Source organism: Curtobacterium sp. 24E2, assembly GCF_016925595.1.
In the GTDB taxonomy this organism is placed as follows: domain Bacteria; phylum Actinomycetota; class Actinomycetes; order Actinomycetales; family Microbacteriaceae; genus Curtobacterium.
The window spans coordinates 713,316-738,250 of record NZ_CP068987.1 but is presented as its reverse complement, the minus strand read 5'-3'; the positions used below and the strand labels follow the sequence as shown (position 1 = coordinate 738,250).

Annotated in this window: 23 protein-coding genes, 1 tRNA gene and 3 pseudogenes; 17 read left to right on the top strand and 10 right to left on the bottom strand. The window is 70.8% G+C overall.

Annotation, left to right across the window (positions count from 1 at the left end):
* The first annotated feature begins 72 nt into the window (after window positions 1-72).
* Both JN350_RS03755 and JN350_RS03750 read left to right on the top strand, forming a co-directional pair.
* On the top strand, window positions 73-579 hold the full coding sequence (locus JN350_RS03755; RefSeq protein WP_205463590.1) for a RidA family protein: 507 nt from the start codon (window positions 73-75) through the stop codon (window positions 577-579).
* Complete coding sequence (locus tag JN350_RS03750) at window positions 576-1,778, top strand: MFS transporter (RefSeq protein ID WP_159572869.1); 1,203 nt, start codon at window positions 576-578, stop codon at window positions 1,776-1,778. The genes JN350_RS03755 and JN350_RS03750 overlap by 4 nt, the downstream gene beginning before the upstream one ends.
* On the opposite strand, the gene JN350_RS03745 is transcribed toward JN350_RS03750, so the two are convergent.
* Both JN350_RS03745 and JN350_RS03740 read right to left on the bottom strand, forming a co-directional pair.
* Window positions 1,765-3,219, bottom strand: coding sequence for an aldehyde dehydrogenase family protein (locus JN350_RS03745; RefSeq protein WP_205463589.1), 1,455 nt, complete (start codon window positions 3,217-3,219; stop codon window positions 1,765-1,767). The two genes, JN350_RS03750 and JN350_RS03745, sit on opposite strands and share 14 nt — an antisense overlap.
* A 46-nt stretch (window positions 3,220-3,265) precedes the next feature.
* A pseudogene (locus tag JN350_RS03740) lies at window positions 3,266-4,230 on the bottom strand (phosphotriesterase family protein).
* 278 nt (window positions 4,231-4,508) lie between these two features.
* On the opposite strand from JN350_RS03740, the pseudogene JN350_RS03735 reads away from it, so the two are divergent.
* The 9 genes and pseudogenes from JN350_RS03735 to JN350_RS03695 all read left to right on the top strand — a co-directional run bounded on the left by JN350_RS03735 (window position 4,509) and on the right by JN350_RS03695 (window position 15,425).
* A pseudogene (locus JN350_RS03735) lies at window positions 4,509-6,136 on the top strand (APC family permease).
* A gap of 13 nt (window positions 6,137-6,149) precedes the next feature.
* Entirely contained in the window at window positions 6,150-6,989 is an 840-nt protein-coding gene (locus tag JN350_RS03730) for an urea amidolyase associated protein UAAP1 (RefSeq protein ID WP_205463587.1), read from the top strand.
* Entirely contained in the window at window positions 6,989-7,693 is a 705-nt protein-coding gene (locus JN350_RS03725; RefSeq protein WP_134195549.1) for an urea amidolyase associated protein UAAP2, read from the top strand. Before JN350_RS03730 ends, JN350_RS03725 begins: the two co-directional genes overlap by 1 nt.
* A gap of 26 nt (window positions 7,694-7,719) precedes the next feature.
* Window positions 7,720-11,385, top strand: coding sequence for an urea carboxylase (uca, locus tag JN350_RS03720; protein ID WP_240347525.1), 3,666 nt, complete (start codon window positions 7,720-7,722; stop codon window positions 11,383-11,385).
* A gap of 178 nt (window positions 11,386-11,563) precedes the next feature.
* Window positions 11,564-13,117, top strand: coding sequence for an allophanate hydrolase (locus JN350_RS03715; RefSeq protein WP_240347524.1), 1,554 nt, complete (start codon window positions 11,564-11,566; stop codon window positions 13,115-13,117).
* A 23-nt stretch (window positions 13,118-13,140) separates the two neighbouring features.
* Window positions 13,141-13,833 (top strand): TetR/AcrR family transcriptional regulator, encoded by a 693-nt coding sequence (locus JN350_RS03710; protein ID WP_205463586.1) that lies wholly within the window; start codon window positions 13,141-13,143, stop codon window positions 13,831-13,833.
* Window positions 13,834-13,942: 109 nt separating this feature from the next.
* A complete protein-coding gene (locus tag JN350_RS03705) occupies window positions 13,943-14,485 on the top strand; it encodes a biotin transporter BioY (RefSeq protein ID WP_205463585.1) in 543 nt (180 codons plus the stop codon).
* 296 nt (window positions 14,486-14,781) lie between these two features.
* Window positions 14,782-15,006 (top strand): hypothetical protein, encoded by a 225-nt coding sequence (locus tag JN350_RS03700; protein WP_205463584.1) that lies wholly within the window; start codon window positions 14,782-14,784, stop codon window positions 15,004-15,006.
* A complete protein-coding gene (locus tag JN350_RS03695; protein WP_131844908.1) occupies window positions 15,006-15,425 on the top strand; it encodes a DoxX family protein in 420 nt (139 codons plus the stop codon). The genes JN350_RS03700 and JN350_RS03695 overlap by 1 nt, the downstream gene beginning before the upstream one ends.
* A 30-nt stretch (window positions 15,426-15,455) precedes the next feature.
* Here the strand turns inward: JN350_RS03695 and JN350_RS03690 are convergent, their stop codons facing one another.
* From JN350_RS03690 to JN350_RS03665, 6 genes are all read right to left on the bottom strand, one after another.
* A complete protein-coding gene (locus tag JN350_RS03690) occupies window positions 15,456-15,782 on the bottom strand; it encodes a DUF6984 family protein (protein WP_205463583.1) in 327 nt (108 codons plus the stop codon).
* A gap of 144 nt (window positions 15,783-15,926) precedes the next feature.
* Window positions 15,927-16,355, bottom strand: a complete 429-nt coding sequence (locus tag JN350_RS03685) for a DUF4265 domain-containing protein (protein ID WP_205463582.1) — start codon at window positions 16,353-16,355, stop codon at window positions 15,927-15,929.
* 99 nt (window positions 16,356-16,454) lie between these two features.
* Complete coding sequence (locus JN350_RS03680; RefSeq protein WP_205463581.1) at window positions 16,455-16,892, bottom strand: barstar family protein; 438 nt, start codon at window positions 16,890-16,892, stop codon at window positions 16,455-16,457.
* Window positions 16,889-17,683, bottom strand: a complete 795-nt coding sequence (locus JN350_RS03675) for a polyprenol monophosphomannose synthase (protein ID WP_205463580.1) — start codon at window positions 17,681-17,683, stop codon at window positions 16,889-16,891. Before JN350_RS03675 ends, JN350_RS03680 begins: the two co-directional genes overlap by 4 nt.
* 46 nt (window positions 17,684-17,729) lie before the next feature.
* Window positions 17,730-19,214, bottom strand: coding sequence for a phospholipid carrier-dependent glycosyltransferase (locus tag JN350_RS03670; RefSeq protein WP_205463579.1), 1,485 nt, complete (start codon window positions 19,212-19,214; stop codon window positions 17,730-17,732).
* Between the two features lie 250 nt (window positions 19,215-19,464).
* Window positions 19,465-19,554 (bottom strand) — tRNA-Ser (locus JN350_RS03665).
* 143 nt (window positions 19,555-19,697) lie between these two features.
* Between JN350_RS03665 and JN350_RS03660 the strand changes: the two genes are divergently transcribed.
* From JN350_RS03660 to cspE, 4 genes are all read left to right on the top strand, one after another.
* Window positions 19,698-20,663 (top strand): SGNH/GDSL hydrolase family protein, encoded by a 966-nt coding sequence (locus tag JN350_RS03660; protein WP_205463578.1) that lies wholly within the window; start codon window positions 19,698-19,700, stop codon window positions 20,661-20,663.
* 10 nt (window positions 20,664-20,673) lie between these two features.
* Entirely contained in the window at window positions 20,674-22,035 is a 1,362-nt protein-coding gene (gene radA / locus JN350_RS03655; RefSeq protein WP_240347522.1) for a DNA repair protein RadA, read from the top strand.
* Between the two features lie 150 nt (window positions 22,036-22,185).
* Window positions 22,186-22,536, top strand: coding sequence for a hypothetical protein (locus JN350_RS03650; RefSeq protein ID WP_205463576.1), 351 nt, complete (start codon window positions 22,186-22,188; stop codon window positions 22,534-22,536).
* A 221-nt stretch (window positions 22,537-22,757) separates the two neighbouring features.
* Entirely contained in the window at window positions 22,758-22,967 is a 210-nt protein-coding gene (gene cspE, locus JN350_RS03645; RefSeq protein WP_017887662.1) for a transcription antiterminator/RNA stability regulator CspE, read from the top strand.
* A gap of 123 nt (window positions 22,968-23,090) precedes the next feature.
* On the opposite strand, the gene JN350_RS03640 is transcribed toward cspE, so the two are convergent.
* A complete protein-coding gene (locus JN350_RS03640) occupies window positions 23,091-23,456 on the bottom strand; it encodes a hypothetical protein (protein ID WP_205463575.1) in 366 nt (121 codons plus the stop codon).
* Window positions 23,457-23,642: 186 nt separating this feature from the next.
* Between JN350_RS03640 and JN350_RS20040 the strand changes: the two genes are divergently transcribed.
* Entirely contained in the window at window positions 23,643-23,765 is a 123-nt protein-coding gene (locus JN350_RS20040) for a hypothetical protein (protein WP_275898013.1), read from the top strand.
* A 50-nt stretch (window positions 23,766-23,815) separates the two neighbouring features.
* Here JN350_RS20040 and JN350_RS03635 read toward each other — a convergent pair whose 3' ends face one another.
* Window positions 23,816-24,358 (bottom strand): amino-acid N-acetyltransferase, encoded by a 543-nt coding sequence (locus JN350_RS03635; RefSeq protein ID WP_205463574.1) that lies wholly within the window; start codon window positions 24,356-24,358, stop codon window positions 23,816-23,818.
* Window positions 24,359-24,480: 122 nt separating this feature from the next.
* Here JN350_RS03635 and JN350_RS03630 point away from each other — a divergent pair.
* Window positions 24,481-24,932 (top strand): annotated as a pseudogene (locus tag JN350_RS03630) (SRPBCC family protein).
* Window positions 24,933-24,935: the final 3 nt, after the last annotated feature.

Genomic DNA, 24,935 nt, shown 5'->3' with positions numbered 1-24,935 from the left:
CCCCGGACGCTGAATGGATCCCATCATAAACAGGTTGTATCCATTACCGCCACCGCCGGATACTGTTGAGCCATGGAGCACTCCGCTGAAGCCCGCGCGCAGGAACTCGGACTCGTCATCCCGGACTACGCGAACCCGCCCTACGGTGGCCGGTACGGCAGCTCGCTCCGCGCGTTCCACCGCACCGGCGACCTGCTGGAGCTGAGCGGCATGACCCCGGAGTCGCGGGACGGCACGATGCTGTACCCGGGGTCGGTCGGGGTCGACATCACCCTCGAGCAGGCTCGTGAAGCGGCCCGCTACACCGCGGTCAACGCCCTCGGCATGATCCGCTACGCCCTCGGCTCACTCGACGAGGTCACTGCGCTGTCCCGCGGGCTGTGCTTCGTCCTCTGCCCGCCCGGGTTCGAGCAGCTCAACCAGGTGTCGAACGCGGCCAGCGACCTGCTGTTCGACGTCTTCGGACCGGACGTCGGCCGGATGGGCCGCGCGTCGATCGGTGCGACCGCCCTGTCGCGGAGCGCCTGCTTCGAGCTCTGGCTCAGCTTGGAGTGCCGCCCCCGCCGAGCCGGGGAGTGAGACCGCTCGCCGAGACCGGCACGCGGGGGACCGCGTTCTGGCTCCTCGTCGTGGCGTCGACCGCCGGCTACGTCGTCAACGGTGCGAGCACCCCGGTGGTGCCGCGGGTGGCGACGGACCAGCTCGGCGCCGACCCCGCCGTCGGTGGGCTGCTCGTGTCGCTCGCGGGGTTCGTGGCGATCGGCGCGATGCCACTCGCCGGCATCCTGAGCGACCGGCTCGGTCCACGACGTGTCCTCCTCGGTGCCGGGTTGCTGGCGGCGGCCGGACTCGGCATCGTGCTCGTCGCGCTCAGCGTCCCGAGCCTCGCGGTCAGCCGGCTCGTCTTCGGCGCCGGCAACGCGGCCACCGCCACCGCCCTGACTGCCTGGGTCGTCGCCGAGGTCCCGGTGACCCAGCGGAGCCGCGCACTCGGCCTGTTCGGACTCGCCGTCTGGATCGGTCTCGCCCTGGGGCCCGTGGTCGGCGAGAACCTGTACCAGTCGGCCGGACACCGCACCGTGTGGGTCGTCGCGATCGGCATCCAGCTCGCCGGGCTCGGAGTGGCACTGCTCACGCGGGGCGGATCGGCTCCGGTGCACCGCAGCCCGGCACGACCGGCCGGTGCGGGTCTCGCGGCGGTGCTGCGGGCCGTCGTACGACCGGGCGCGGCGGGACTCGTGGCTTGGGCGGCCGAGGGCTTCATGATCGCGTTCCTCATCCAGCACCTGGTCGGGCAGGGCGTCGGCGCGCAGGGACTGACCGGGGCCGCGAACGTCTTCACGGTCTTCGCAGCGAGCGTCGTCGGGGTCCGACTGCTCCTCGGCGGACTGCCGGACCGGATCGGGCCCGTCCGCACCGCACGGGGAGCCCTGGTCGTCCTCGCCGCAGGGCTGGTCGTCCTCGCGGTCGCACACGACTTCCCGACCGCGGCCGCCGGTGCCGTCCTGGTCGGTGCCGGGTACTCGCCGCTGTTCCCGACGCTCACGATCCTGAGCACCCGGACGCTCGACGACCGCACCCGGGCCACCGGCGTCGGCGTCTTCTCGGCCGTCACCAGCGCGGGCTACGCCGTCGGCTCACTCGTGGGCGGGGTCCTGGTGTCGGCGGTCGGTTCCGGGTGGGCGCTCGTCGTCCTCGCCGCCTTGCAGCTCGCCGCGGTGCCCGCACTCGGCAGGCACGACGGCGGCGGCACCGGTCGCGACCTCAGAGCGCGATGACGACGCTCTTCGACTCGCAGAACGCGCGCAGGGCCTCTTCGCCGAGGTCGCGGCCGAGGCCGGACTCGCCGACCCCGCCGAAGGACAGTGCCGGGTCGAACAGGTTGTAGGTGTTCACCCACACGGTGCCGGCGTGCAGCCGCTGGCCCATCCGGTGGGCGCGGGACAGGTCACGGGTCCACACCCCGGCGGCCAGGCCGTACGTCTGGTCGTTCGCGATGGCGATCGCCTCGTCCTCGTCGTCGAACGGGATGACACCGACGACGGGCCCGAAGATCTCCTCGCGCGCGATGGTCATCGTGTTCGAGACGCCGGTGAAGAGCGTCGGCTCGACGTAGTAGCCCGGGCGCTCGGGCACGCCGCCGCCGACCGCGACCGTCGCCCCCTCGGCCTTGCCCTGCTCGATGTACCCGAGCACCTGCTGCCGCTGCTCCTCGGACACGAGCGGTCCGACGGTGATCCCGCCGTCGAGCCCGTCGCCGACGGGGACCTTCCGGACGGCGGCGACCAGGCGCTCGGTGACCTCGTCGAGGACCGACCGCTGCACGAGCAGGCGGCTGCCCGCGGTGCACATCTGGCCGGAGTGCCCGAACGACGCACGCATCGCGGTGAGCACGACGGCGTCGAGGTCGGCGTCCTCGAACACGATGTTCGGGCTCTTGCCGCCGAGCTCGAGGGTCAGGCGCTTGAAGTCCGAACTCGCGGCGGTCATCACCTTGCGGCCGACCTCGGTGCTGCCGGTGAACGAGACCTTGTCGACACCGGGGTGCGCGGTGAGCGCGGCACCGACCCGGCCGTCGCCGGTCAGGACGTTGACGACCCCGGCGGGCACACCGGCTTCCTCGCAGATCGCGGCGACCCGGAGCATCGTGAGCGGGGTCTGCTCGGCCGGCTTGACGACCACCGTGCAGCCCGCGGCGAGCGCCGGTGCGAGCTTGAACGCGCCGGTCATGATCGGGAAGTTCCAGGGCAGGATGAGCGCCGCGACGCCGACCGGTTCGAGGGTCGTGTACACGTGGTGCGCTCCGCCGTCGACGGGGACGACCGTGCCGGTCAGGCGCGAGGGAGCGCCGGCGTAGTAGCGGAACACCCGGGCCGAGGTCGCGGTGTCGGCGCGGGAGCGCTCGATCGGCTTGCCGTTGTCGCGGGTCTCGAGCACGGCGAGTTCTTCGAGCCGCTCCTCGATCAGGTCCGCGACCCGATTCAGGATGCGGCTGCGGTCGTGCGGGCTCATCCCGCTCCACCGGCGGTCCTCGTGTGCCCGGCGCGCGGCGGCCACGGCGGCGTCGACGTCGGCCGGACCGGCCTGCGGCACCCGGGTGAGCAGCACCTCGGTGGCGGGGTCGAGCACGTCGAGGAGTTCGGCGCCGTCGGGTGCGGTCCAGGTGCCGTCGACGAGGAACGGCTCGAGCGGGGCCAGGGGTGCGAGCGTGTCTCTCATGACGGTTCCTCCGTGGGACGTGGGTGCGGTGGGTCGGGGTGCTCGGTCAGGGGCGGTCGAGCAGTCGAGCGGGCTCGTCGACCGTGATCCGGGCGAGGACCTCGTCGGGCACGCCGAGTGCGCGGAGGCCGGGGACGACCCGGGCGGTCAGGTGGTCGAGGCCGTGTCCGCCGTACCGACGGAGCTGGCCCTTCGTCCAGGTGGCGTGGCCGAAGACCCAGCGGGTGTCGGGGGCGCTCTCGCGCAGGGCCAGGAAGGCGTCGAGCCGTTGCGGATCGCTGGCGTTGCGGATGCGACCGACGTGCGAGCCCTCGTTGCCGAAGCAGAGTTCGAGCACGGCTCCTGCCTGGCCGAGGTCGCGCAGGTAGGGCAGGTCGAGGAACTCGTCGACGGTCGAGAACACGACCCGGCTCGGGTCGACCCCTCGGCCACGACGTGCGCGAGCACCTCGAGGCCGTTCCGGGCGTCGGCGGCCAGCCGGACGACGACGGCCGCGCCGGTGGTCGCCGCCGCTCGTGCAGCCGCCGTGAGACTGCGGCGTTCCTCGAGTCCGTCGGCGGTCGCGAACGCCGTCGTCGTCCCCAGCAGGCCGAGCAGCCCGGCGCGGTACGTGGTGCCGGGTACCGAGTCCGTCAGCGCCCGTTCGAAGAGCCCCTGTCGCCCGTCGGTGTCCAGGTCGAGGTACCACTCGGGCAGCAGTCGTGGCAGGTAGGCCCCGTAGCCGGCGACGATCCCGACGCCGCTCGCCCGTGACAGCTCGGGCAGCCGGGCGTGGTCGGGGCCGAAGCCGAGGGAGCTCAGGTCGACGGCGAGCCCGAGGCCGCTGTTCCGCGCGGTGCGGAGTTCGTCGGCGAGCAGGTCGACGTCGTCGAGGCGCAGGTTGTCCGCGAGTGCGAGCTGGCTCCACCGCAGGGCGGCAGCCAGGTCCGCGGTGACCGCGAGGCTCGGTTCCAGCGCTTCGACACCGGGCCGCTGCAGGGCGCTCGCGTCGGTCAGCAGGTGCTCGTGCATCGACACCGCACCGATCCCGGACGACTCGACGGGGCCGAGGACGGTCTGGATCACGACGTGCCTTTCGCGGTGGCGGACTTGACGGATCCAATCTACATCGGTTTGGATCCCTCTTGTCCACACGTGTCGCCGAGCTCCTCGCTCGACTCCGAACGTTTACACGCGAGCCCCTTCCGTCACGTGCCCGAAACAGCCGGGCAACGGCGGCGACACGGGTCCGCACGACACTGGTCGCACTACCTGTCGCCCGACAGGTACTCCGCGAAAGGTCTGCAGCCATGCGCTCTCCAGAGTCACCGCTCCACGCACCGCGCGCCACGTCCAGCGTCGACCCCGTCGACACCCAGGGCTCCGCCCGACTCGGCTACGAGCAGGAACTCCACCGCGGGGTCGGCTCGTTCTCGTCGTTCGCGGCCGGGTTCTCGTTCGTCTCGATCCTGACCACCGTCTTCCAGCTGTTCGGCCTCGGGTTCGGACTCGGCGGTGCCGCCTTCTTCTGGGCCTGGCCACTCGTCTTCGGCGGCCAGCTGCTCGTCGCGCTGAACTTCGCGCAGCTCGCCGCCCGGTGGCCGATCTCGGGCGCGATCTTCCAGTGGTCCAGTCGTCTGGCGGGCGCGCGCTTCGGGTGGTTCACCGGGTGGACGATGATCATCGGGCAGATCCTCACCGTGGCCGTCGCAGCCATCGCGGTGCAGGCCGTGCTCCCTGCGATCTGGAACGGGTTCCAGGTCGTCGGCGGCCCCGGAGCCGACCCCTCCCTCGCCTCGTCGACCGGTGCTGCGAACGCGGTGGTGCTCGGCATCGTGATGCTCGTCGTGACGACCCTGGTGAACATCACGAGCGTCCGGCTGATGGCGCGGGTCACGAGCTTCGGCGTGCTGATCGAGATCATCGGCGTCGTCGTGCTCATCGGTGCGCTCTTCCTGCTGCCGCACCGCAGCCCTGCGGTGGTGTTCACGACCGCCGGCTCGACGAGCACCGAACCGTACGTCTGGGCGTTCCTGGCATCGTCCCTGATGGCTGCCTACGTGATGGTCGGCTTCGACTCCGCCGGTGAGCTCGCCGAGGAGACGCACAACCCCGCCGGACCACCCCGAAGACCATCGTCCGCGCGCTCACCGTCTCCGGCCTCGGCGGTGGGCTGCTCATCATCGGCGCCCTGGTCGCCGCCCCGAGCCTGACCGACGGCAAGCTGGCGACGCAGGGACTCGCCTGGGTGATCACCTCGACGCTCGGCGACGTCTTCGGCCGGCTGCTGCTCTGCACCGTCGCGGTCGCCGTGTTCGCCTGCACCCTCGCAGTGCAGACCGCCGGTGCGCGCATGGTCTACTCGATGGCCCGCGAGAAGGCCCTGCCCTTCCACCACACGCTCGCTCGGGTCTCACCCCGGACCGGGACACCGATCGCCGCGTCGATCGTCGTCGGTGTCGGTGCCGGCCTCGCACTCGCCGTGAACATCGGTCAGTCCGCGATCTTCACCGCCCTGTCCAGCCTGTGCATCGCGATGCTCTACCTGGCCTACCTCGGCGTCACCGGCCCCCTGCTGGTCCAACGCATCCGGCTCCGACGGTCCGGCTTCCCCGCCGGCGTGGACGAGGACGGCAAGCCGCTGTTCACACTCGGCCGGTGGGGCATCCCGCTCAACGCCCTCGCCGTCGCCTTCCAGATCGGCATGGCGGTCAACCTCATCTGGCCGCGCCCGGAGATCTACGACCTGACCGGGAACTCGTGGTGGCTGCAGTACAGCGCCCTGCTGTTCATCGGCGCCGTCCTGCTCGTGGGTTGGGTGTGGTCGGCCCGGCGGCACCGTGCGCACGGACCGATCACCCTCGCCGAGGTCCCGTCCACCGCCTCGGTCCCCGCCGTCCAGGCACCCGCCTCCGCGACTGCGACCGTCGAAGCCTGACCGAAGGAACCCCATGCGCGACCTCCACCAGACCGACAGCGTGCTCGCCTCGCGTTCCGATGCGCGCGCCCAGGCCGGGACGCAGTCCGAGTACATGCCGTACCTGCCGGCGTCGACGTCCCCGTTCGCCCCCGAGGGCGTGGACCGCGCACAGCTCGTCTGGGCAGAGACGGTGGCCCCCGGCGGGTACACGCACAAGGTCCTGGCCAGGGGCTCTCGTCTCCGCTTCGACGACCCGACGGGGCAGGCCTGCGCCAACCTCCTGGTGTTCAACGCGCTCGAACCGTGGGAGCGGTTGAACGTCGCCGACACGCAGAAGATCCCGTGGCAGGCCTACCTCGGTGTCGGCACACCGCTGCTCAGCGGGGACGGCCGTGCCCTGGCGACGGTGGTCGAGGACACCTCGGGGCACCACGACGCCTTCTGCGGCACGTCGACCGACGCCTGGAACGAGCGGAAGTACGGCGGTGCGGCACCCGAGGGGCCCAGCCCGAGCGGCCGGTCGCTCTTCGCGAAGGCCGCCGCCAAGCACGGGCTGACGAGGCGTGACCTGCCGCCGAGCGTCTCGTTCTTCCAGGGCGTCCGGATCGACGACGAGGGGGCGATGACCTTCACGGGGTCGGCCGGAGCCGGGCACCACGTCACCCTCATCACCGAGCTGCCGCTGCTCGTGCTCGTCGCGAACGTCGCGCACCCCATCGACCCCCGGCCGGAGTACGCCGTCGGCCCGCTCCGGGTGCACGCCTGGCGTGGGGCACCGACGATCGACGCGGACGAGCGGTTCACGGCGACGCCGGAACTCACCCGCGCCTACCTGAACGCGATCGACTACGCGGAAGCACGAGGCCTCTGATGCCCGACACGACGACGCACACCCGCACCTCCACCGTCCCGGTCGGCGCCGTCCACGCCCCCGACGTCGCCCTGGACTGGAGCGAGTCCCTCGTGCCCGGCGAAGTCGTCCGCGACGACCGGGTCGAGCCGCTCGCGCCCTGGTCCGCCGTCGTCCGCGCCGGCCAGGTGCTCACGATCGTCGACGTCGGCGGCAACCAGAGCGCCGACTGCCTGGTCTACGACGCGCACGACCCCGACGAGCGCTACAGCGTCCCGGACACCCTCGCGGCCCAGGGGAACGCCTACGTCCGCACCGGCACCGTGCTGATGTCGAACGAGGGGCACCCGCTCATGACGGTCGTCGCCAACGAGATCGACCGGCAGGACACCATCGGCGGCGCGTGCTCGAAGGAGTCCAACACCCTGCGGTACGGCCACCACACCCAGTACCAGCACGGCTGCCGCGAGAACTTCCTGGCCGAGGCCGGCCGGCACGGCCTCGGCGCCCGCGACATCGTCTCGAACCTCAACTGGTTCATGAACGTCCCGGTCGAGGCCGACGGCGCCCTCGGGATCGTCGACGGCATGAGCGCACCGGGCAAGCGCGTCGCCGTCCGGGCCGAACGCGACGTGCTCGTCATCGTGTCGAACTGCCCCCAGATGAACAACCCGTGCAACGACTTCTCCTGCACCCCACTGCGCATGATCGTGGTCCAGCCGTGATCGCCGCACCCGACACGGAGGACACCGTGCCCCAGCCACCCGCGCTCTCCACCGACACCGTCCTCGTCGCCAACCGCGGCGAGATCGCCCGCCGGGTGATCCGCTCCGCCAAGGCCCTCGGCATGCGCACCGTCGCCGTCTACTCCGACGCCGACCGGGCCGCGCCGCACGTCCGCGAAGCCGACGTCGCCGTCCGCCTCGGCCCGGCGCCCGCCCGCGACTCCTACCTGCGCATCGACGCCGTGGTGCAGGCAGCGAAGGACACCGGCGCCGGCTTGGTCCACCCCGGCTACGGGTTCCTGTCGGAGAACACGGACTTCGCCCGCGCCTGCGAGGACGCCGGCATCCGGTTCGTCGGGCCGACCGCCGACCAGATCGTCCGCTTCGGCGCGAAGCACACCGCTCGCGAGCTCGCCGCCGCAGCCGGGGTCCCGATGCTCGCCGGCACCGGCCTGCTCGAGAGCGTCGACGACGCCGTCACCGAGGCCGAGCGCATCGGCCTGCCGGTGATGCTCAAGGCCACCGGTGGCGGCGGCGGCATCGGCATGCAGGCGTGCGCGACCCTCGACGAGGTGCGCGCGGCGTACACGAGCGTCACCCGCACGGCCACCGCGGCCTTCGGGTCGGCCGGCATCTTCCTCGAACGCCTGGTGCGACCGGCCCGGCACGTCGAGGTCCAGCTCTTCGGCGACGGCCAGGGGCGCGTCGCGGTGATCGGCGACCGCGACTGCTCGTTGCAGCGTCGGAACCAGAAGGTCATCGAGGAGGCCCCGGCGCCCGCGCTGCCCGAGCACGTCCGCAGCGAGCTGCACGAGTCCGCCCGTCGCCTGGCCGCGAGCGTCGGGTACCGCAGCGCCGGCACCGTCGAGTTCGTCTACGACCCGGTGCGCGAAGAGGCGTCGTTCCTCGAGGTGAACACCCGCCTGCAGGTCGAGCACCCGGTGACGGAAGAGGTCTTCGGAGTCGACCTCGTCGACCTCATGCTCCGCCTGGCCCGTGACGGCGCCGACGGCATCGGCGACGACGTCTTCGACCGCACCTGGACCCCGAACGGCCACGCCGTCGAGGCCCGCGTCTACGCCGAGGACCCGGCGAAGGGTTCGTTGCCCTCCAGTGGCCTCGTCACCCAGGCGGTGTTCCCGAGCGCGACCACCGAGTCCGGCGACCCGAGCGGACTCCGCGTCGACGGCTGGGTCGAGACCGGCTCCGAGGTCTCGGCGTTCTACGATCCGATGCTCGCGAAGGTCATCGCCACCGGCGAGACCCGCGACGACGCCCTCGACCGGCTGCGCGACGGCCTCGCCGCCACGCGGATCGACGGCATCGTGACGAACACCGGGCTGCTCCGTGCACTGACCGACGACCTCGAGCTCCGCACCGCCACGCACTCCACCTCGACGCTCGACGAGACCGACGACCCGGACCCGCGCATCGACGTCAGCGCCCCGGGCACCATGACGATGATCCAGGACCTGCCCGGCCGGGTCGGGTACTGGCAGGTCGGTGTCCCGCCGAGCGGACCGTTCGACGCCGCGTCGTTCGCCGAGGCGAACCGCGCCGTGGGCAACCCCGTCGGCGCCCCCGCGCTCGAGATCACGGCGACGGGTCCGACGCTGCGCTTCTCCACCGCCGCCGTCGTCGCGCTCACCGGCGCACCGGCGCCCGCGACCCTCGACGGCGACCCCGTCCCGCTCTGGGAGCCGATCGACGTCGGCGCCGGACAGACCCTGGCGGTCGGGACGGCCCCCGGGCCCGGCTTGCGCACCTACCTGGCCGTCCGCGGCGGCTTCGACGTCCCCACGTACCTCGGCTCCACCGCCACGTTCACGCTCGGTGGCTTCGGCGGCCATGCCGGTCGCGCGCTGCTCGCCGGCGACGTCCTGCGGCCGGGCTCCCCGGACTCCGACGCGGCGCACCCCGCCTTCCCCGGGGGCGCCCGCCTGGGCCTGGTCGGCGGTCCGACCCCGGCCGAGCACCGCACGGCACTCACCGACGCGTGGGAGATCGCCGTGACCGAGGGGCCGCACGCCGCCCCGGACTTCTTCACCCGCGCGGACCTGGACGTCTTCTACGCCACCGACTACGGCGTGCACCACAACTCGGCGCGCACCGGCATCCGGCTCATCGGGCCCCGACCCGAGTGGGCGCGGACGGACGGTGGCGAGGCCGGCCTGCACCCCTCGAACATCCACGACACCCCGTACGCGGTCGGCGCGATCGACTTCACCGGCGACACCCCGATCATCCTGGGTCCGGACGGGCCCTCGCTCGGCGGCTTCGTCTGCCCCGCCGTGGTCGCCAGCGGCGACCTGTGGAAGCTGGGCCAACTCCGACCAGGTGACACGGTCCGGTTCGTCCCCGTCCGCGAAGCCGACGCCGCCGCGCTCGAGGCGAACCGGGCCTCCCGGACCGTCCCCCGCACCGGGGGCGACGGCGACGACGGCGTGATCACCCGCCTGGAGGCGACCGACGTCCGTCCGAGCGTCGCCTACCGACGCGACGGCGACGACAACGTGCTCGTCGAGTACGGCGACATGACGCTCGACATCGCGCTGCGCATGCGCGTGCACGCGCTCATGACGAAGCTGCAGCAGGAGGCGCCGAAGGGCGTCCTCGACATCACCCCGGGCATCCGCTCGCTGCAGGTGCACACCGACGCGTCGGTCCTGAAGGCCCGTGACGTGGCCGGGCTCCTCCGCGAACTCGAGGACGAGATCCCGCCCACCGACCAGCTCGTCGTGCCGTCGCGCACCGTCAAGCTCCCGTTGTCGTGGGACGACCCCGCCACACGCCTCGCCATCGAGCGGTACATGAACGGCGTGCGGAACGACGCACCGTGGACCCCCTGGAACATCGAGTTCATCCGGCGCATCAACGGTCTGGAGAGCGTCGACGACGTCTTCCGCACCGTCTTCGACGCGAGCTACCTCGTGCTCGGCCTGGGCGACGTGTACCTCGGCGCCCCGGTCGCCACGCCGCTCGACCCCCGGCACCGCCTGGTCACCACGAAGTACAACCCGGCCCGCACCTGGACCGCCGAGAACTCCGTCGGCATCGGTGGTGCGTACCTCTGCATCTACGGCATGGAGGGGCCGGGCGGCTACCAGTTCGTCGGGCGCACCGTGCAGATCTGGAACCGGTTCCGCCGCGGCGGGCTGTTCCAGGAGGACCCGTGGGCGCTGCGCTTCTTCGATCGCATCGAGTGGTACCCGGTCGGTGCCGACGAGCTGCTCGAGCTGCGGGCCGAGACCGACGCCGGACGGGGCTCGTTCGAGACCGTCGACGGCGAGTTCTCGATCGCCTCGTACAACCGCTTCCTCGAGGCGAACGCGGGCTCGATCGCGGGCTTCCGGGCGCAGCAAGCGCGAGCGTTCGGCGAGGAGAAGGAGCGGTGGCGAGCCTCCGGCGAGTTCGACGTGCGCGACGAACCGGCCGCCGTCGTGGCGGACGAGGTCGTCCTGCCCGCCGGGGCGACGGCCGTGACCGCGCCCTTCACCTCGACGGTGTGGCAGGTGGACGTGCGACCGGGTGACCGGGTGGACGAGGGACAGAAGTTGTTGGCCGTGGAGGCGATGAAGATGGAGTCGATGGTGCACGCACCGGTGGAAGGCCACGTGTTGGAGGTCTACATCAAGCCGGGCGACCAGGTCGCACCGGGGCAGGTCCTGGCCGCGATCGGAGCGGGAGCGTGAGCGCGGCGAGCGCCGCTGCGGACCGCGTCCGCGACGCCTTCGACCGCATCGACGCCGTCGACCGGCCCGAGGTCTGGATCACCCTGCGCGACCGCGCCGCGGTCCTGCAGGAGGCCGAGGCCGTCGACCCGACGCTCCCCTCGCCGGCCTGCTGTTCGCCGTCAAGGACAACATCGACGTGGCCGGCTTGCCCACGACCGCCGCCGCCCGCTCCTACGCGTACGAACCCGCCGCCGACGCGACCGCCGTCGCCCGCCTGCGCGCCGCCGGCGCGGTCGTCGTCGGCAAGACGAACCTCGACCAGTTCGCCACCGGCCTGGTCGGCACCCGGTCGCCCTTCGGCGCGGTCCGGAACGCGTGGGACCCGACGCGGATCTCCGGCGGCTCGTCGAGCGGTTCCGCCACAGCCGTCGCGCTCGGCATCGTCGACTTCGCACTCGGCACGGACACCGCCGGGTCCGGCCGCGTGCCGGCGGCGCTCGGCAACCTGGTCGGTGTGAAGCCGACCAAGGGCCTGGTGCCGAACACCGGTGTCGTGCCGGCCTGCCGCTCGCAGGACTGCGTCACGGTCTTCGCCCGATCGCTCGACCTCGCCCGCACGGCGGCGGAGCTGATGGCCGGGCCGGACGACACCGACCCGCTCGCCCGCATCGACGTCGCCCTCGCCGACGTGCCCGCCGTCCCGCGGATCGCGATCCCGCTGCCGTCGCAGCTCGAGGGCCTCGCGCCGGGCTGGGCAGAGGCCTTCGCCGCCGCCGTCGAGCGCTTCCGCGCACTCGGCCACCAGGTGGTCGAGGTCGACATCGCACCCCTGCTCGACGCAGCGTCGCTGCTCTACGACGGCGCGTTCGTCGCCGAGCGGTACGCCGCCGTCGGCGCGCACGTCGAGGCGCACCGCGACCTGGTCGGCGACGACCTGGACCCGTCGGTCGCCACGATCGTCCTGGGTGGCGCCCGACCCACGGCAGCGGACCTCTTCGCGGACCAGGAACGCCTCGACGTGCTCGGCGCCGCGGGACGCGCCGCCCTCGCCGGCACCACAGCGCTCCTCACGCCCACCACGACATGGCACCCCACCCTCGACGAGGTCGCGGCCGATCCGATCGGCGCGAACAGCCGGATGGGTCGGTACACGAACTTCGCCAACCTGCTCGACATGGCCTCGCTCGCCGTCCCTGCCGGCTTCGTCGACAGCCTGCCGTTCGGGGTCATGCTGACCGGTCCCGCGTTCACCGACCGACGGCTCGCGGCGCTCGGCGCCGCGTTCCTCGCGCCCACCGTCGACCTGCTGGTCGTCGGAGCGCACCTCCGTGACCAGCCGCTGAACGGCCAGCTGGTCGCGTCCGGCGGATCGTTCGTCCGGGAGGCCCGCACGGCGTCCGACTACCGGCTGTACGCCCTCGACACGGTGCCGCCAAAGCCCGGGCTGGTCCGGGCGGGTCCGGTCGCGTCCGGCGCTTTCGCGCCGGGGTCTGGGTCGGGCTCGGGCTCCGGCTCGGGCTCCGGCTCGGCTTCGGGGTCGGGCTCGGGCATCGCCGGTGAGGTCTGGCGGCTGCCCGCCGCCGGGTTCGGCACCTTCGTGGCGTCCCTGCCCGCGCCGATGGCCATCGGCACCGTGGCGCTCGAGGACGGCACCGACGTCACCGGGTTCCTGGTCGAACCCTTCGCCGTCGAGGGCGCACTCGACATCACGGCGTTCGGCGGCTGGCGGGCCTACCGCGAGCAGGCATGACGCCGCGCTGGGAGGATGACTCCATGTCCTCCGACGACCGACCGGCCAGGCCCGGTCGCCCGAGGGCCGTCCCGAACGCCGACTCGGCGCTCAGTCCCCGCGACCAGATCCTCGACGCCGCCGCCGCACTGTTCGTCGAGAACGGCATCAGCGCCACCTCGACCCGAGCCATCGCGGAGCGGGTCGGCATCCGCCAGGCCTCGCTGTACTACCACTTCGCCGGCAAGGACGACATGCTCGTCGAACTCCTGACGACCTCGGTCCGGCCGAGCCTCGAGGTCGTCCGCGGCCTCGAAGGCCGGGTGCCCTCGTCGGCATCGGCCGCCGGCGCCCTGGCCGCGCTCGTCCTGATCGACGTCGAGACCCTCGCCCGCACCCCGCACAACATCGGCACGCTCTACCTGTTGCCCGAGGTGCAGGGCGAGCGCTACGACGGGTTCCGGGCCGAGCGGGTCGAGCTGCGAGACGCCTACGGGCGCCTCGGGTCGCTCGCCGCCGACTCCGACGTCACCGTCGCGATCTCGCCGGCACGGCTCGGTGGGATCCTCATCCAGCTCGCCGAGACCGTCATCCAGCTCCGCCGCGTCGGCGGTGTCGAGGAGGCCGACCGCGACGCCATCGTCGCGACCTGCCTGCGGGCGTGCGGACTCGACACCGCTGCAGTCGCCGATGCCCGGCGCGAGGCCGAGTCGTTGCTCGCCGCCGTCACCGTCTGACCAGCTCTTCCGTTCGTCTCCGTCGCCCCATCTGGAGGTTCTGCCATGACCGCGCTCTCCCCACCGCACACCGTCCGCTCGCCGACGCCCTGCTCCCCGCACCGCGGTCGTGAGCACGGCACTCGTCATCGGCGGCGCACTGCTCACCGCCGGCGCCGCACAGGTGTCCGTCCCGCTCTGGCCCGTCCCGATCACCGGGCAGACGCTCGCCGTCCTCCTGGTCGGCAGCGCCCTCGGTGCGCGCCGCGGTGCCCTGTCGATGCTCGTCTACGCACTGCTCGGAGTCGTCGGGCTGCCGGTCTTCGCGGGTGGCTCGGCCGGGGTCGGCGTGCTCGTCAGTCCCTCCGGCGGGTACATCGTCGGGTTCATCGCCGCCGCTGCCCTGGTCGGGTGGATCGCCGAACGCTTCGGCGACCGCCCGCTGCGGGACTCGGTGCTGTCCTTCGCGCTCGGCACCGTCGTGACCTTCGCGGCCGGCATGGTCTGGCTAGCGGTGTCGCTCGGGCTCGACCTGCAGCAGACGCTCGAGTTCGGGCTGTACCCGTTCGTCCTCGGCGGCGCGGTGAAGGCGCTGCTCGGTGCCGGTGCCATCTCGCTCGGGTGGACGGCGGCGGTTCGGCGACGCGTGGCTGCGCGGGACGCAGGCCGCTGAGGCGGATTCGGCGGGCCATCGTGTTAGGTTGTGCACAACATGATTGCGCACAGCCGATGACCCGGTCCGCCGGCACGCTCCTCGCCCTGCACGGAGCAGGCACGTCGATGACGCGACCCCTGCCGGTCCGGGCGCACCGGATGCGGGAACGCGGTTTCGTCCCCGGGCTCCCGCACGCAGTGCTGGTGCCCTTGCTGGAGATCGCAGCCGGGGCAACCCTCGCACGAAGCCAACGACGGTCGACCACAGCTGCTGCTGCTGCTGCTGCCGCTGCCGCTGCGACGGCGCTCGGAGCGGTGCGCACCGGCATCGACCTCGAGGACCGCACCGTCACCGTAGGGACCGTCGCCGCCGCAGCGCTGGCCGTCTCCGGCGCGACGGCGGTGGCCCGCGCGCATCGCGTCGGCCTCCTCGCGGCGACCGGTGCAGTGATCGTGTTCGAACTCACCCGCCGGCGTCGCATCCGCAGCGTCGGTCGACGCACCGCTCCACCATCCCCTGTGAAAGGCACGTGCCCCTGATGACCTCCCGCCGCCGCACTTCCCGCTCGACCAAGCCCCGGACCGTCGTCCGAATCCTGCTGGGAGCCGCCATGACCTGGGCCGGCATCAGCCACCTCACCGTCGCCCGTCAGGAGTTCCGGGCACAGGTGCCGGAGTTCGTCCCCCTGGACCCGGACGTCACGGTCCTGGCCTCGGGCATCGCCGAGATCTCCCTCGGCGCCGCCCTCGTGCTGCTGGTCCGTCGGCAGGCCACCGTCGGGTGGGTCGCCGCGGTGTTCTTCACCGCCATCTTCCCCGGCAACATCGCCCAATGGATGCACCACCGTGACGGCTTCGGCCTGGACACCGACACCAAACGGTTCGTCCGGCTCCTGTTCCAGCCCGTGCTGATCGCCGTCGCGCTGTGGGCGACGAACGCGCTGCGCAAGCGGCGCTGAGCTGGACTCCCGCAGCGGGCCATCGGCACCTCAGCGGGAGGGATCGCGCAGACCCACGATCCTCGAGCCGTCTGCCTTCCAGAGGTCGAGTTCTTGCATATGACCTCGCGGGTCGAAGGTCAGGAACGCAGTGATCGAAACGCCATCGACGTCGTCGAAGGTGAACATGTCGGAGTGGAAACCCCGTTCACCGGACGAGACTGGCTTCTCGAAGCGAAGGCACTCTGATTCGTCGTACCGAGCGACCAGCGCGGTGGACAGGTCGGTGGGAGCGGGCTTCGCGTCCTGCGGCATGCAGTGCGCCAGCAACCAGCGGATCAGGTCCGATTCGGCGGTCGTGAGACCTCGTGCTGCCAAGTCTCATCGCCTTCCCTGCGTGAACGGCTCACGCTCACGCGCTCCGCGCACCGCCGCGGAGATCAGGTCCGCCTCAAGCCGTGGCCCGCGCTGATCTCAGCGCACCAACGCGACGGTGATGAGGTTCCTGAATACGGCTGCAATTCACCCTCCATCTGTCCACCCGGGCTCGTACACCAGAAGTCCTTCCTGCTCGAGCTCATCCAGCTCAGCTCGAACGCGTTGCAGCAGGTCGCGTCCAGGTACTGCGAACGCGACGAGTCGCCCTGTGGTCTCGACTGGCGCGTGGATGCTCTCGATGAGACTCCGGATCGCCGATGCTCCGCGATCCTGTTGGAGGAGCACGCGGAGCACCCAGTAGTCGCTCCGCTCGAGCACCCGCGCCGGGGTCCAACCGAACCCTTCCCGATCAACGAGTTCCACGACGTCGCCAAGAGCGTAGCCGTGATGGTAGAACGGCACGCAGCACAGTCGGAAGCGCTGTTCAGGCAGGCGCTCGAACACGAGTTGTTCATAGCGAAGCAGCGAATCTGGGTCGTCCTCGAGTTCGACGTTCGCGACGAAGTCGACCAAGGGTGCCCAGGCGGGCTTTGGGTGCAGCGCCCACGCTTCTGATCGAGCGCTCAACACCATGTCAATTCCCCGTGACGGCGCAACGCGGCGAAGATGCTCTCACTCGGCGCGCCATGAAGAACATGGACCCTCGAGGAGCGCAGCGAAGGCCGTCGAGATGCGGCCACTCGAATTTCCGCCAAGGTGCATCGTGAGCGCACGCTGCCATTCCGTACCCGCTCGAAGGACATCGACGAAGATGTCCAATTCTCGCTCGGGATCGCTCACGAGGAGCTGGTCCGCGTTCTCCACCACCAGGTTGACGTGCGCATCCGGCAACCACGTCAGATCGTGAACGCACTCCTCGAGCGCATCCCAGTTCGCGCCGTAGTACGGCGGAAACTGAAGCGCCACCCCGATCTCACGAAGGAAATCGGCGCGCGTGCGACAGCGTTTCCCATCGAGCCGCAGGGAGACCTCCCCTCGGACTCGATCGGACCGCCGAGTTCCACCTTCAGTGCGTTCAGCTTCTCCCGCCCCATCGGCATGGCGCGTCACTCCCGAGGCGCAGAGCTGGCGTGCGCGTTGGTGCGCACGGACGGCAGCTTCCGGTGGTCCTTGACCAGGGAACGGGTCTCGCGGATGCGGCGGTCGATGCCCCACTTCGTCACGAGGGCCAGGCTCTCGCGCACGATGTTGCCGCTCATCTTCGAGACGCCGAACTCCCGCTCCGTGAACGTGATCGGGGTCTCGACGACGCGCAGACCGGCCTCGAGGGCACGCCAGCACAGGTCGACCTGGAAGCAGTAGCCCTTCGAGGCGACGCCGGCCAGGTCGATCCGCTCGAACGCCTGCGAGGTGAAGACCCGGAACCCACCGGTGGCGTCGCGGACGGCGATGCCGAGGGCCAGGCGCGTGTAGAGGTTGCCGCCGCGGGAGAGCAGTTCGCGGTACCAGGGCCAGTTCTCGACCTTGCCGCCCTTGATCCAGCGGGACCCGAGGACGAGGTCGTTCGTGTCGGCGAGCTCGAGCATCCACGGCAGGTACTCGGGGTGGTGCGACCCGTCGGCGTCCATCTCGACGAGCTTGTCGTAGCCGTGCTCGAGGCCCCACGCGAACCCGGACAGGTACGCGCCGCCGAGCCCGTCCTTCACCGTGCGGTGCATGACGTGCACCCGGTCGGACTCGCGGGCGATCGCGTCGGCGATGTCACCGGTGCCGTCAGGCGAGTTGTCGTCGACGACGAGCACGTGGACGCTGTCGTCCGTCGCGGCGAGCGTGCGCTCGACGATGGGACGGACGTTCTCCGCCTCGTCGTAGGTCGGGATGATGACCAGGGTCTCGCTCATGGTCGTTGGTCCGCGTTCACGCCAGGAAGAGTACCGGGCACACGCCTCAGTGCGACTGAGTGGATTCGGTGCGCGCAGGTGAGGGTTCGAGCACACCACCACGTTCCTGGAGAGCGCCGCCCTTCGGGATCCACACTTGCAGCTCGTCGACGGTGAAGTACTCGAGGTCGTCACGGTGGGCACGGAGGAAAGAGGAGACGCCTGGTTTCATCGGGAAGCGGCTGTCGACGCCCTGGACGACGGCGGTGATGTCGTCGGCATCGGGCTCCCAGGTGCCCCGCGGGAAGAAGTAGGGCTTCCACGCGACGAAGTTGTACCCGCCGAACAGGATGGTGCCGCCGTCGACTCCGCGGGCGCGCAGCTCCGCGTCGAGCCTTGCGATGCCAGCCGGACGGGCGTGGGCAACCGCGGCGCCGAGCCGGACCACCGGGGCGACGGCGAGGAGGAGCACCAGGCCCACGCCCGCGACCCGCAGGGTGGCCTGGCGCCGGCCGGGACTTCGCGCCGGCCAGCCCGCGCGACCGAAGCCGACACCGGCGAGGGCGATGAGGAGCGGCATCCAAGCGTAGTAGTAGTGGGCCAGCGCAACGTCGGACGAGGTCAGGAACGCGACTTGCACGCCGAGGCCGATGCTCAAGTACGCCACCAGGCGGTCGGGTCGGAACACGAAAGCCGCGACGAGGCCGATGATCAGGACCAGCACGATCCAGCGGCTCGTGCCCTGCGAGAAGTACACGAAGTTCGCCCACCACGGGGCGAACTGGTACTCGCGCCCGAGCAGTTCGATCGTGTGGCCGGTTGTCGAGTGCTCCGTCTGGAACTGGAGCATGTGGAGGAAGCCTCGTTCGAACCCCACCGGCGCGTACAGCAGGACGAAGGCGATGACGAACGTCCCAGCGGCGATGAGCCCGCCGGTGAGCAGGTCCGACCACCGGCGGAACAGGATCGGCAACGCGATGATCGCGATCACGAGCACCGCCGAGGTCACCTTCGAGGTCACCGACAGCGCGAGCAGCAATCCGGACGCGCTGGCCCAGAACCACCGTCGGCGATCGGAACCGTTGATCCACCGCCACGCCGCGTACATCGCTGCCACGGCGAAGAACACCATGACCGGTTCGAGCAGGGCGGTGCGGTCCATCCTCGTCGCCACGCCGGAGCCCGGGTCTGACCAGGCGATCCCGTTCGCCCGCGGGGTGAGCCACCAGAGCGCAGCGGTGATCAGTGCCGCCCAGAACCCAACGGATCGCCGGAACCACAGGAAGAAGATGAGTCCGGTGCCGAACGAGGCAGTCGCGGCGACGTACCGCGGACCGAGCGGCCCCGGTGCCCCGAGCACGACTTCGGCGAGTCCGAACAGGTACTTCGCGGTCGGCGGGTGCTCGAGGTTCCGGATGAAGACGCCGTGCAGGTACTCCCACCCCGAGACCACGTACACGTCTTCGTCGACGTCCACGCGCTGCCGACCGACGTGCCAGTAGGCGAAGACCAATGCTGCGACGACCACGATGGTGAACGCGATGACGCGCACGGTCTGAGGACGGTCAAGCGATCGGCGAGCACCATGAGAGACCGTCACGGACGACAAGTCTCACACATGCGGTCCGCCGACGCCGTCAACCGTTGGGGCATCCACACCTGCAGCCCTGAGTCTTGCCGCACGAGGGAAGAGCGTGACCACCGTCATCATCGACGAAGGCCCCCGGGATGCTCCCGGGGCCTTCGTCGTGGGGTTCACGAATCGCGAGAATGTCTTCATCGAGATCCGTGAATCGCCCCTGTGGCGGTACCGGTGGGATTTGAACCCACGGTGGAGTTGCCCCCACACATGTTTTCGAGACATGATCCTTCGGCCGCTCGGACACGGTACCGGGAAAGAGTTTACACGATCCGGGAGGCCCGTCACGCCACCCGACGTCGGCTCACCCTCCACAGGCGGTCGCCCCCACGGCTCTTCCCCCACCCACAGGCCGCCCACGTCGTCGACTCGGCCGGCGGGCGTACCGTCCACGGCATGAAGACCCGCACGCTCATCGCACTCCTGACGTCCGTCCTCGGTGGGGCCGGTGTCCTCGGCGCCGCTGCCGTCGGGGCCCGCGCCGGGGTCAAGGGCCAACGGGCGGCTGCGCAACGGGTGGTCGACATGCTGCCGATCCACGCCGACTGGTGGCACGAGCGACAGCAGCACGAGGGGCAGCTGCTGTACGTGGCGATCGGCGACTCGGCGGCGCAGGGCGTCGGTGCGACGGTCCCGTCGCGCGGCTACGTTGGCCTGTTGGCGCGACGGATCCGGCACCGTTCCCACGAGTCGGTGCGGGTCGTGAACCTCAGTGTCTCGGGCTCGACGACGTGGGGCGCCAAGCGCGACCAGCTGCCGAAGCTCCGGCAGTACACGCCCGACATCTGCACGGTGTCGATCGGGGCGAACGACATCGCCGACTTCGACCCGGACAAGTTCGAGCGGAACATCCGGGCGATCTACGGCGCGGTGCCGTCGCACGCCGTGGTGGCGGAGTTGCCGTGCATGTTCGTGCCGGACCGTGAGCGCAAGGTCGCGGTGGCGAACGAGATCGTGCACCGTGTGGCCGCCGAGTTCGGACTCACGGTCGCGCCGCTGCACACGATCACGAAGCGGGTCGGGGTCCGCCGCACGTTCTTCAACAGCTACGGCGACCTGTTCCACCCGAACGACCGGGGGTACGAGGTCTGGGCGAGCGCGTTCGAACCCGCGATCGACGCTCGGGTCGACACGGTCGCGGCGATCCGGCACTACCTGTCCGCGCGCGAGGCGGAGAACCTCGGGCGTGAAGCCGGAGCCGTCGCGAACGCTCGTGCCGAGCAGGACACCGACGGCGCCGAGGCACTCGACCACGCCAACCGGCCGAGTCCCGTCGAGCGGATCCGCAACCGGATGACGGGGTCGATCGCCCTGCCCGACGAGCCGGTGCACCGCTCCGGCGATGTCGGCGGCACGGCCTAGCCTCGACGACATGGCGCGCCCGCAGTCCCTCTACCGATGCACCGAGTGCGGCTGGACCAGTGTCAAGTGGGTCGGCCGCTGCGGCGAGTGCCAGACCTGGGGCACGGTCGAGGACTCCTCGGCGGTCTCGGCGAGTACTCGTGGCACCGCAGCTGTGTCCGTCACCGGTTCCCGAGCGGCGCGGCCCATCACCGAAGCCCGCGGCACGACGGTGCAGCGCTGGCAGACCGGCATCGGCGAGTTCGACCGCGTGCTCGGCGGCGGGGTCGTCCCCGGCGCAGCGGTCCTGCTGTCCGGCGAACCCGGCGTCGGCAAGTCGACACTGTTGCTCGAGGTCGCTTCGCGCGCGGCGGCGTCCGGCAAACGCGTCCTCTACGTCAGCGCGGAAGAGTCCGTCGACCAGGTCCGGCTCCGCGCCGAGCGCACCGGCGCGATGCACGACGACCTCTACCTGGCGAGCGAGGTCGACCTCGGCGTCATCATCGGCCAGATCGACCAGGTCAAGCCGGATCTGCTCATCGCCGACTCCGTGCAGACCATCTCCTCCAGCTCGATCGACGGCATCGCGGGTGGGACGTCCCAGGTGCGCGAGGTCGCCTCGACCCTGATCCGCATCGCGAAGGACCGCGCCCTCCCCGTGTTGATCGTCGGCCACGTCACCAAGGACGGCACGATCGCCGGGCCGCGCCTGCTCGAGCACCTGGTCGACGTCGTCTGCCACTTCGAGGGCGACCGGCAGACAGCGCTCCGCTTCGTTCGGGCGTTGAAGAACCGCTTCGGGCCCACGGACGAGGTCGGGTGCTTCGACATGGGTGGCGACGGCATCCACGAAGTGCCCGACCCCAGCGGCCTGTTCATGTCCAACAACGCGACCCCGGTCTCCGGCACATGCGTGACCGTCGCGCTCGAGGGGCGCCGGGCACTCCCGGTCGAGGTCCAGGCGCTCATCGTGCCGAGTTCCGCGCCGCAGCCCCGTCGGGTCGTGAACGGCGTCGATGCCTCACGCGTGGCGATGCTGCTCGCGGTGCTCGAGCGCCGCGCCGGCCTCAAGCTCTCCGATGCCGACGTCTACGTCTCGACGGTGGGCGGCATGAAGCTCACCGAACCCGGCGCCGATCTGGCGATCGCCCTGGCCCTGGCGAGTGCGGCACGGGACCGCCCGTACCCGCACACGCTCGCCGCCGTGGGCGAGATCAGCCTGGCGGGCGAGATCCGTCCGGCCACAGGGACCAAGCAGCGGGTGAACGAAGCGAGCCGGCTGGGCTTCACCACCGTCCTCGGCGCCGACTCCGGGCACCTGCGCGAAGCACTGCGTGTGGCGTTCTCGATGACGCAGTCGGCTCGCGAGCGCGAGCTCGACCGCGCGTTCTGAGCCGACGGCCCACCGCGGACAGCCCGACGGCGCACCGCGGACAGCCCGACGGCCAGTCCTAAGCGCGCAATGCGGCCAGCAGGTCCCCGGGGTCGCCTGCATGGTGTTCGGCCCGGCGATGTCGAAGAACACGCCCTCGAGCATGTCGAGGTGCGCGGCGAGGAACTCCTCGAGCCGCGGTCCGTCGTAGACCATCACCTGCCGGATCTTCTCGTCCGGCACCATCGCCGTGTAGGCGTCCGCCGACGAGAACAGCAGCAGGATGCGCTGTTCAGAGCCTTCGCGCCCGAAGACCCGGACCTGCATGTCCTTCTTGCCGGTCACGAGTCGGGGGACGATCACGATGTCGTTGCGCAGCGCGAACGCCACCGCCGCGACGTCCTGCTTCGCGAGGGCTTCCTCGAGTTGTTCGCTCCGGAAGCGCTGTTCCTTGTCTGCCATCTGAGCAATTCCACCAGATTTTCGTCGTTCAGTGACGCACGGGTAGCCAGTCGGCCCTGAGCACGCTAGCCTGATGGAACCGCTTCGGCGGCGCTCAACGTTCGAGCGAGGTGGTTTGCCCCTCAACTCGGACTACCAGGGTCACTGGCCATCAGGCCTGACCCCGAACCCGTCCCGCCGGCACCTGCCCGCGTGGCGCATCACCCCCGTCGACGTACGTCGGGGCTCCGCAGGTGCGATCGCACCATGGCGGAACGCAAGAAAGCTAAGGAAACGCCATCATGGCATCTACCGGTACCGTCAAGTGGTTCAACAACGAAAAGGGCTTCGGCTTCATCGCCCCGGACGACGGAAGCGCTGACGTCTTCGCGCACTTCTCCGCGATCGCCGGCAACGGCTACAAGTCGCTGGAGGAGAACCAGAAGGTGGAGTTCGACATCACCGAGGGCCGCAAGGGCCCGCAGGCAGAGAACATCACCGTCCTCGGCTGATCACATCAGCTTCGAACGGCCCCGTCGTCCTCTGGACGGCGGGGCCGTTCGCTGTTCCCAGGGTCGCCCGCGCTCCGGGAACCAGGTTCCGCGGGCCCGCACCACCGCGCCCCCGCAGCCCCTTCAGTTCAGGATGAACTGCACCGAGGACTTCGACTCGAGGTTCCCCACCGCGACCTGCAGGTGGTAGCTCGCCCCCGCGGCGGAGACAGCCGGGCGGGACGCATCGCACGTCGTGGTCGACGACCGGGTGCGGTCCCAGGCGATCGCCGGCGTGGTCAGGGTCTGGCCGGACTTGATCGTGACGTCCTGGTTCGTGCCGCCGGTCTGGCAGTCCTTCGACGACCAGTACTGCTCCTCGCCCGAGCTGATCGTCAGTACCTGCTGCGCTGACCCGAGGTCGAGGTGGCACGAGTTCGTGCCGGTGTTCTTGATCGACATGGCGATCTTCGGGTCCTCGGTGGGGCCGTACGCGTCCTTGTCGAGCACAGGCGTCAGGACAACCTGGTCCTTGCTGCACGTCGACCCGTCGGCAGCGCCCGACCCAGACGCCGACGCAGATGCCGACGCCGAACGGGACGGGGCAGCGGACGACGCACCACCGGCCGAAGCCGAGGCGGTCGGCGAGGACGTGGGCGCGGCCGTGGAGGTCGACGCGCTCCCCGCCCGACGACGATGAGCACGATCACCACGACGATGATCACGAGTGCGCCGAGCACGGCTGCACGGCGGCGCCAGTACACGACCGGCTTCTCGGGCCCGACGGGGTGGCGCAACGACGACATGCGCACAGGGTAGACAACCGCGGATGCCCGGTGCGGGACCCCGCCGGGCGCCGCGCGAAAGCGTCAGAGGATCTTCAGCATGCGGGTGTTGCCGAGGGTGTTCGGCTTGACCCGGGCGAGGTCGAGGAACTCCGCGACCCCTTCGTCCGACGACCGCACCAGCTCGGCGTAGACCGAGGGTTCGACGACCTGCTCGCCGATCTCCAGGTACCCGTGCTTCGCGAAGAAGTCGACCTCGAACGTCAGGCAGAAGATCCGCGCGACGCCGAGTTCACGGCCGTCGTGCTCGAGCGCCTCGAGCATCCGGTGCCCGACGCGCTTGTGGATCCAGTCGGCGTCGAGGGCGAGCGTGCGCACCTCGGCAATGTCGTCCCAGAAGACGGCGAGGGCGCCGCAACCGATCGGGACGCCGTCGGGACCCTCGGCGATCCGGAACTGCTGGATCGAGCCGTAGAGCGCGACGTTCTCCTTGCCGAGCAGGATGCGCCGGTCGACGTAGGGGGCGATGAGCCGCTGGATGTGCGGGACGTCCGAGGCGAGTGCCGGACGCACCAGGATCCCGTGCTCGTCACGTTCGTGGAACGCGTGCTTCCCGTGCTCTGTCATCCCGACAACCCTAGACCGCGCCGGAGGGCAACCGAAGCCCCGTGCGGGGACGAGGGGCACCCGACCGCCCCGGGGACACCCCGCTGGACGGTGCCCAGCCGCAGACGCCTACCGTGCACACCATGCCTCAGATCATCGAAACCGTCGACGTCAACGTCCCCGTCTCCGCAGCGTACGGCCGGTGGACCCGCTTCGAGGAGTTCCCCACTTCCTCGACGAGGTCGAGAAGATCGTCCAGGTCGACGACAAGACCACCGACTGGACCGTGAAGGTCGCCGGCCAGGAGCGCGAGTTCCGCGCCGTCATCACCGAACAGCACCCCGACGAGCGGGTCGCCTGGACCGTCAAGGACGGCGAGACCGACCACGCCGGTGTCGTCACCTTCCACAAGCTGTCCGACAACGAGACGCGTGTGACCGCGCAGATCGACTGGGAGCCGTCCGGCATCCTCGAGAAGCTCGGCGCAGCGGTCGGCGTCGGTGGCCACGCCATCAAGAAGGACCTGCAGAACTACAAGGAGCGCGTCGAGTCGGCTCCGACCGACACGGGCTGGCGCGGCGACGTGCAGGCGTGATCC

Bases quoted from the DNA above. Each gene is read 5' to 3' on its own strand.
- JN350_RS20040 (WP_275898013.1), top strand. From the start codon at position 23,643: ATGAGCACGATCACCACGACGATGATCACGAGTGCGCCGAGCACGGCT.
- JN350_RS03755 (WP_205463590.1), top strand. From the start codon at position 73: ATGGAGCACTCCGCTGAAGCCCGCGCGCAGGAACTCGGACTCGTCATC.
- cspE (WP_017887662.1), top strand. From the start codon at position 22,758: ATGGCATCTACCGGTACCGTCAAGTGGTTCAACAACGAAAAGGGCTTC.
- JN350_RS03675 (WP_205463580.1), bottom strand. From the start codon at position 17,683: ATGAGCGAGACCCTGGTCATCATCCCGACCTACGACGAGGCGGAGAAC.
- JN350_RS03725 (WP_134195549.1), top strand. From the start codon at position 6,989: ATGCCCGACACGACGACGCACACCCGCACCTCCACCGTCCCGGTCGGC.
- JN350_RS03710 (WP_205463586.1), top strand. From the start codon at position 13,141: ATGTCCTCCGACGACCGACCGGCCAGGCCCGGTCGCCCGAGGGCCGTC.
- JN350_RS03660 (WP_205463578.1), top strand. From the start codon at position 19,698: ATGAAGACCCGCACGCTCATCGCACTCCTGACGTCCGTCCTCGGTGGG.
- radA (WP_240347522.1), top strand. From the start codon at position 20,674: ATGGCGCGCCCGCAGTCCCTCTACCGATGCACCGAGTGCGGCTGGACC.
- JN350_RS03695 (WP_131844908.1), top strand. From the start codon at position 15,006: ATGACCTCCCGCCGCCGCACTTCCCGCTCGACCAAGCCCCGGACCGTC.
- JN350_RS03635 (WP_205463574.1), bottom strand. From the start codon at position 24,358: ATGACAGAGCACGGGAAGCACGCGTTCCACGAACGTGACGAGCACGGG.
- JN350_RS03745 (WP_205463589.1), bottom strand. From the start codon at position 3,219: ATGAGAGACACGCTCGCACCCCTGGCCCCGCTCGAGCCGTTCCTCGTC.
- JN350_RS03730 (WP_205463587.1), top strand. From the start codon at position 6,150: ATGCGCGACCTCCACCAGACCGACAGCGTGCTCGCCTCGCGTTCCGAT.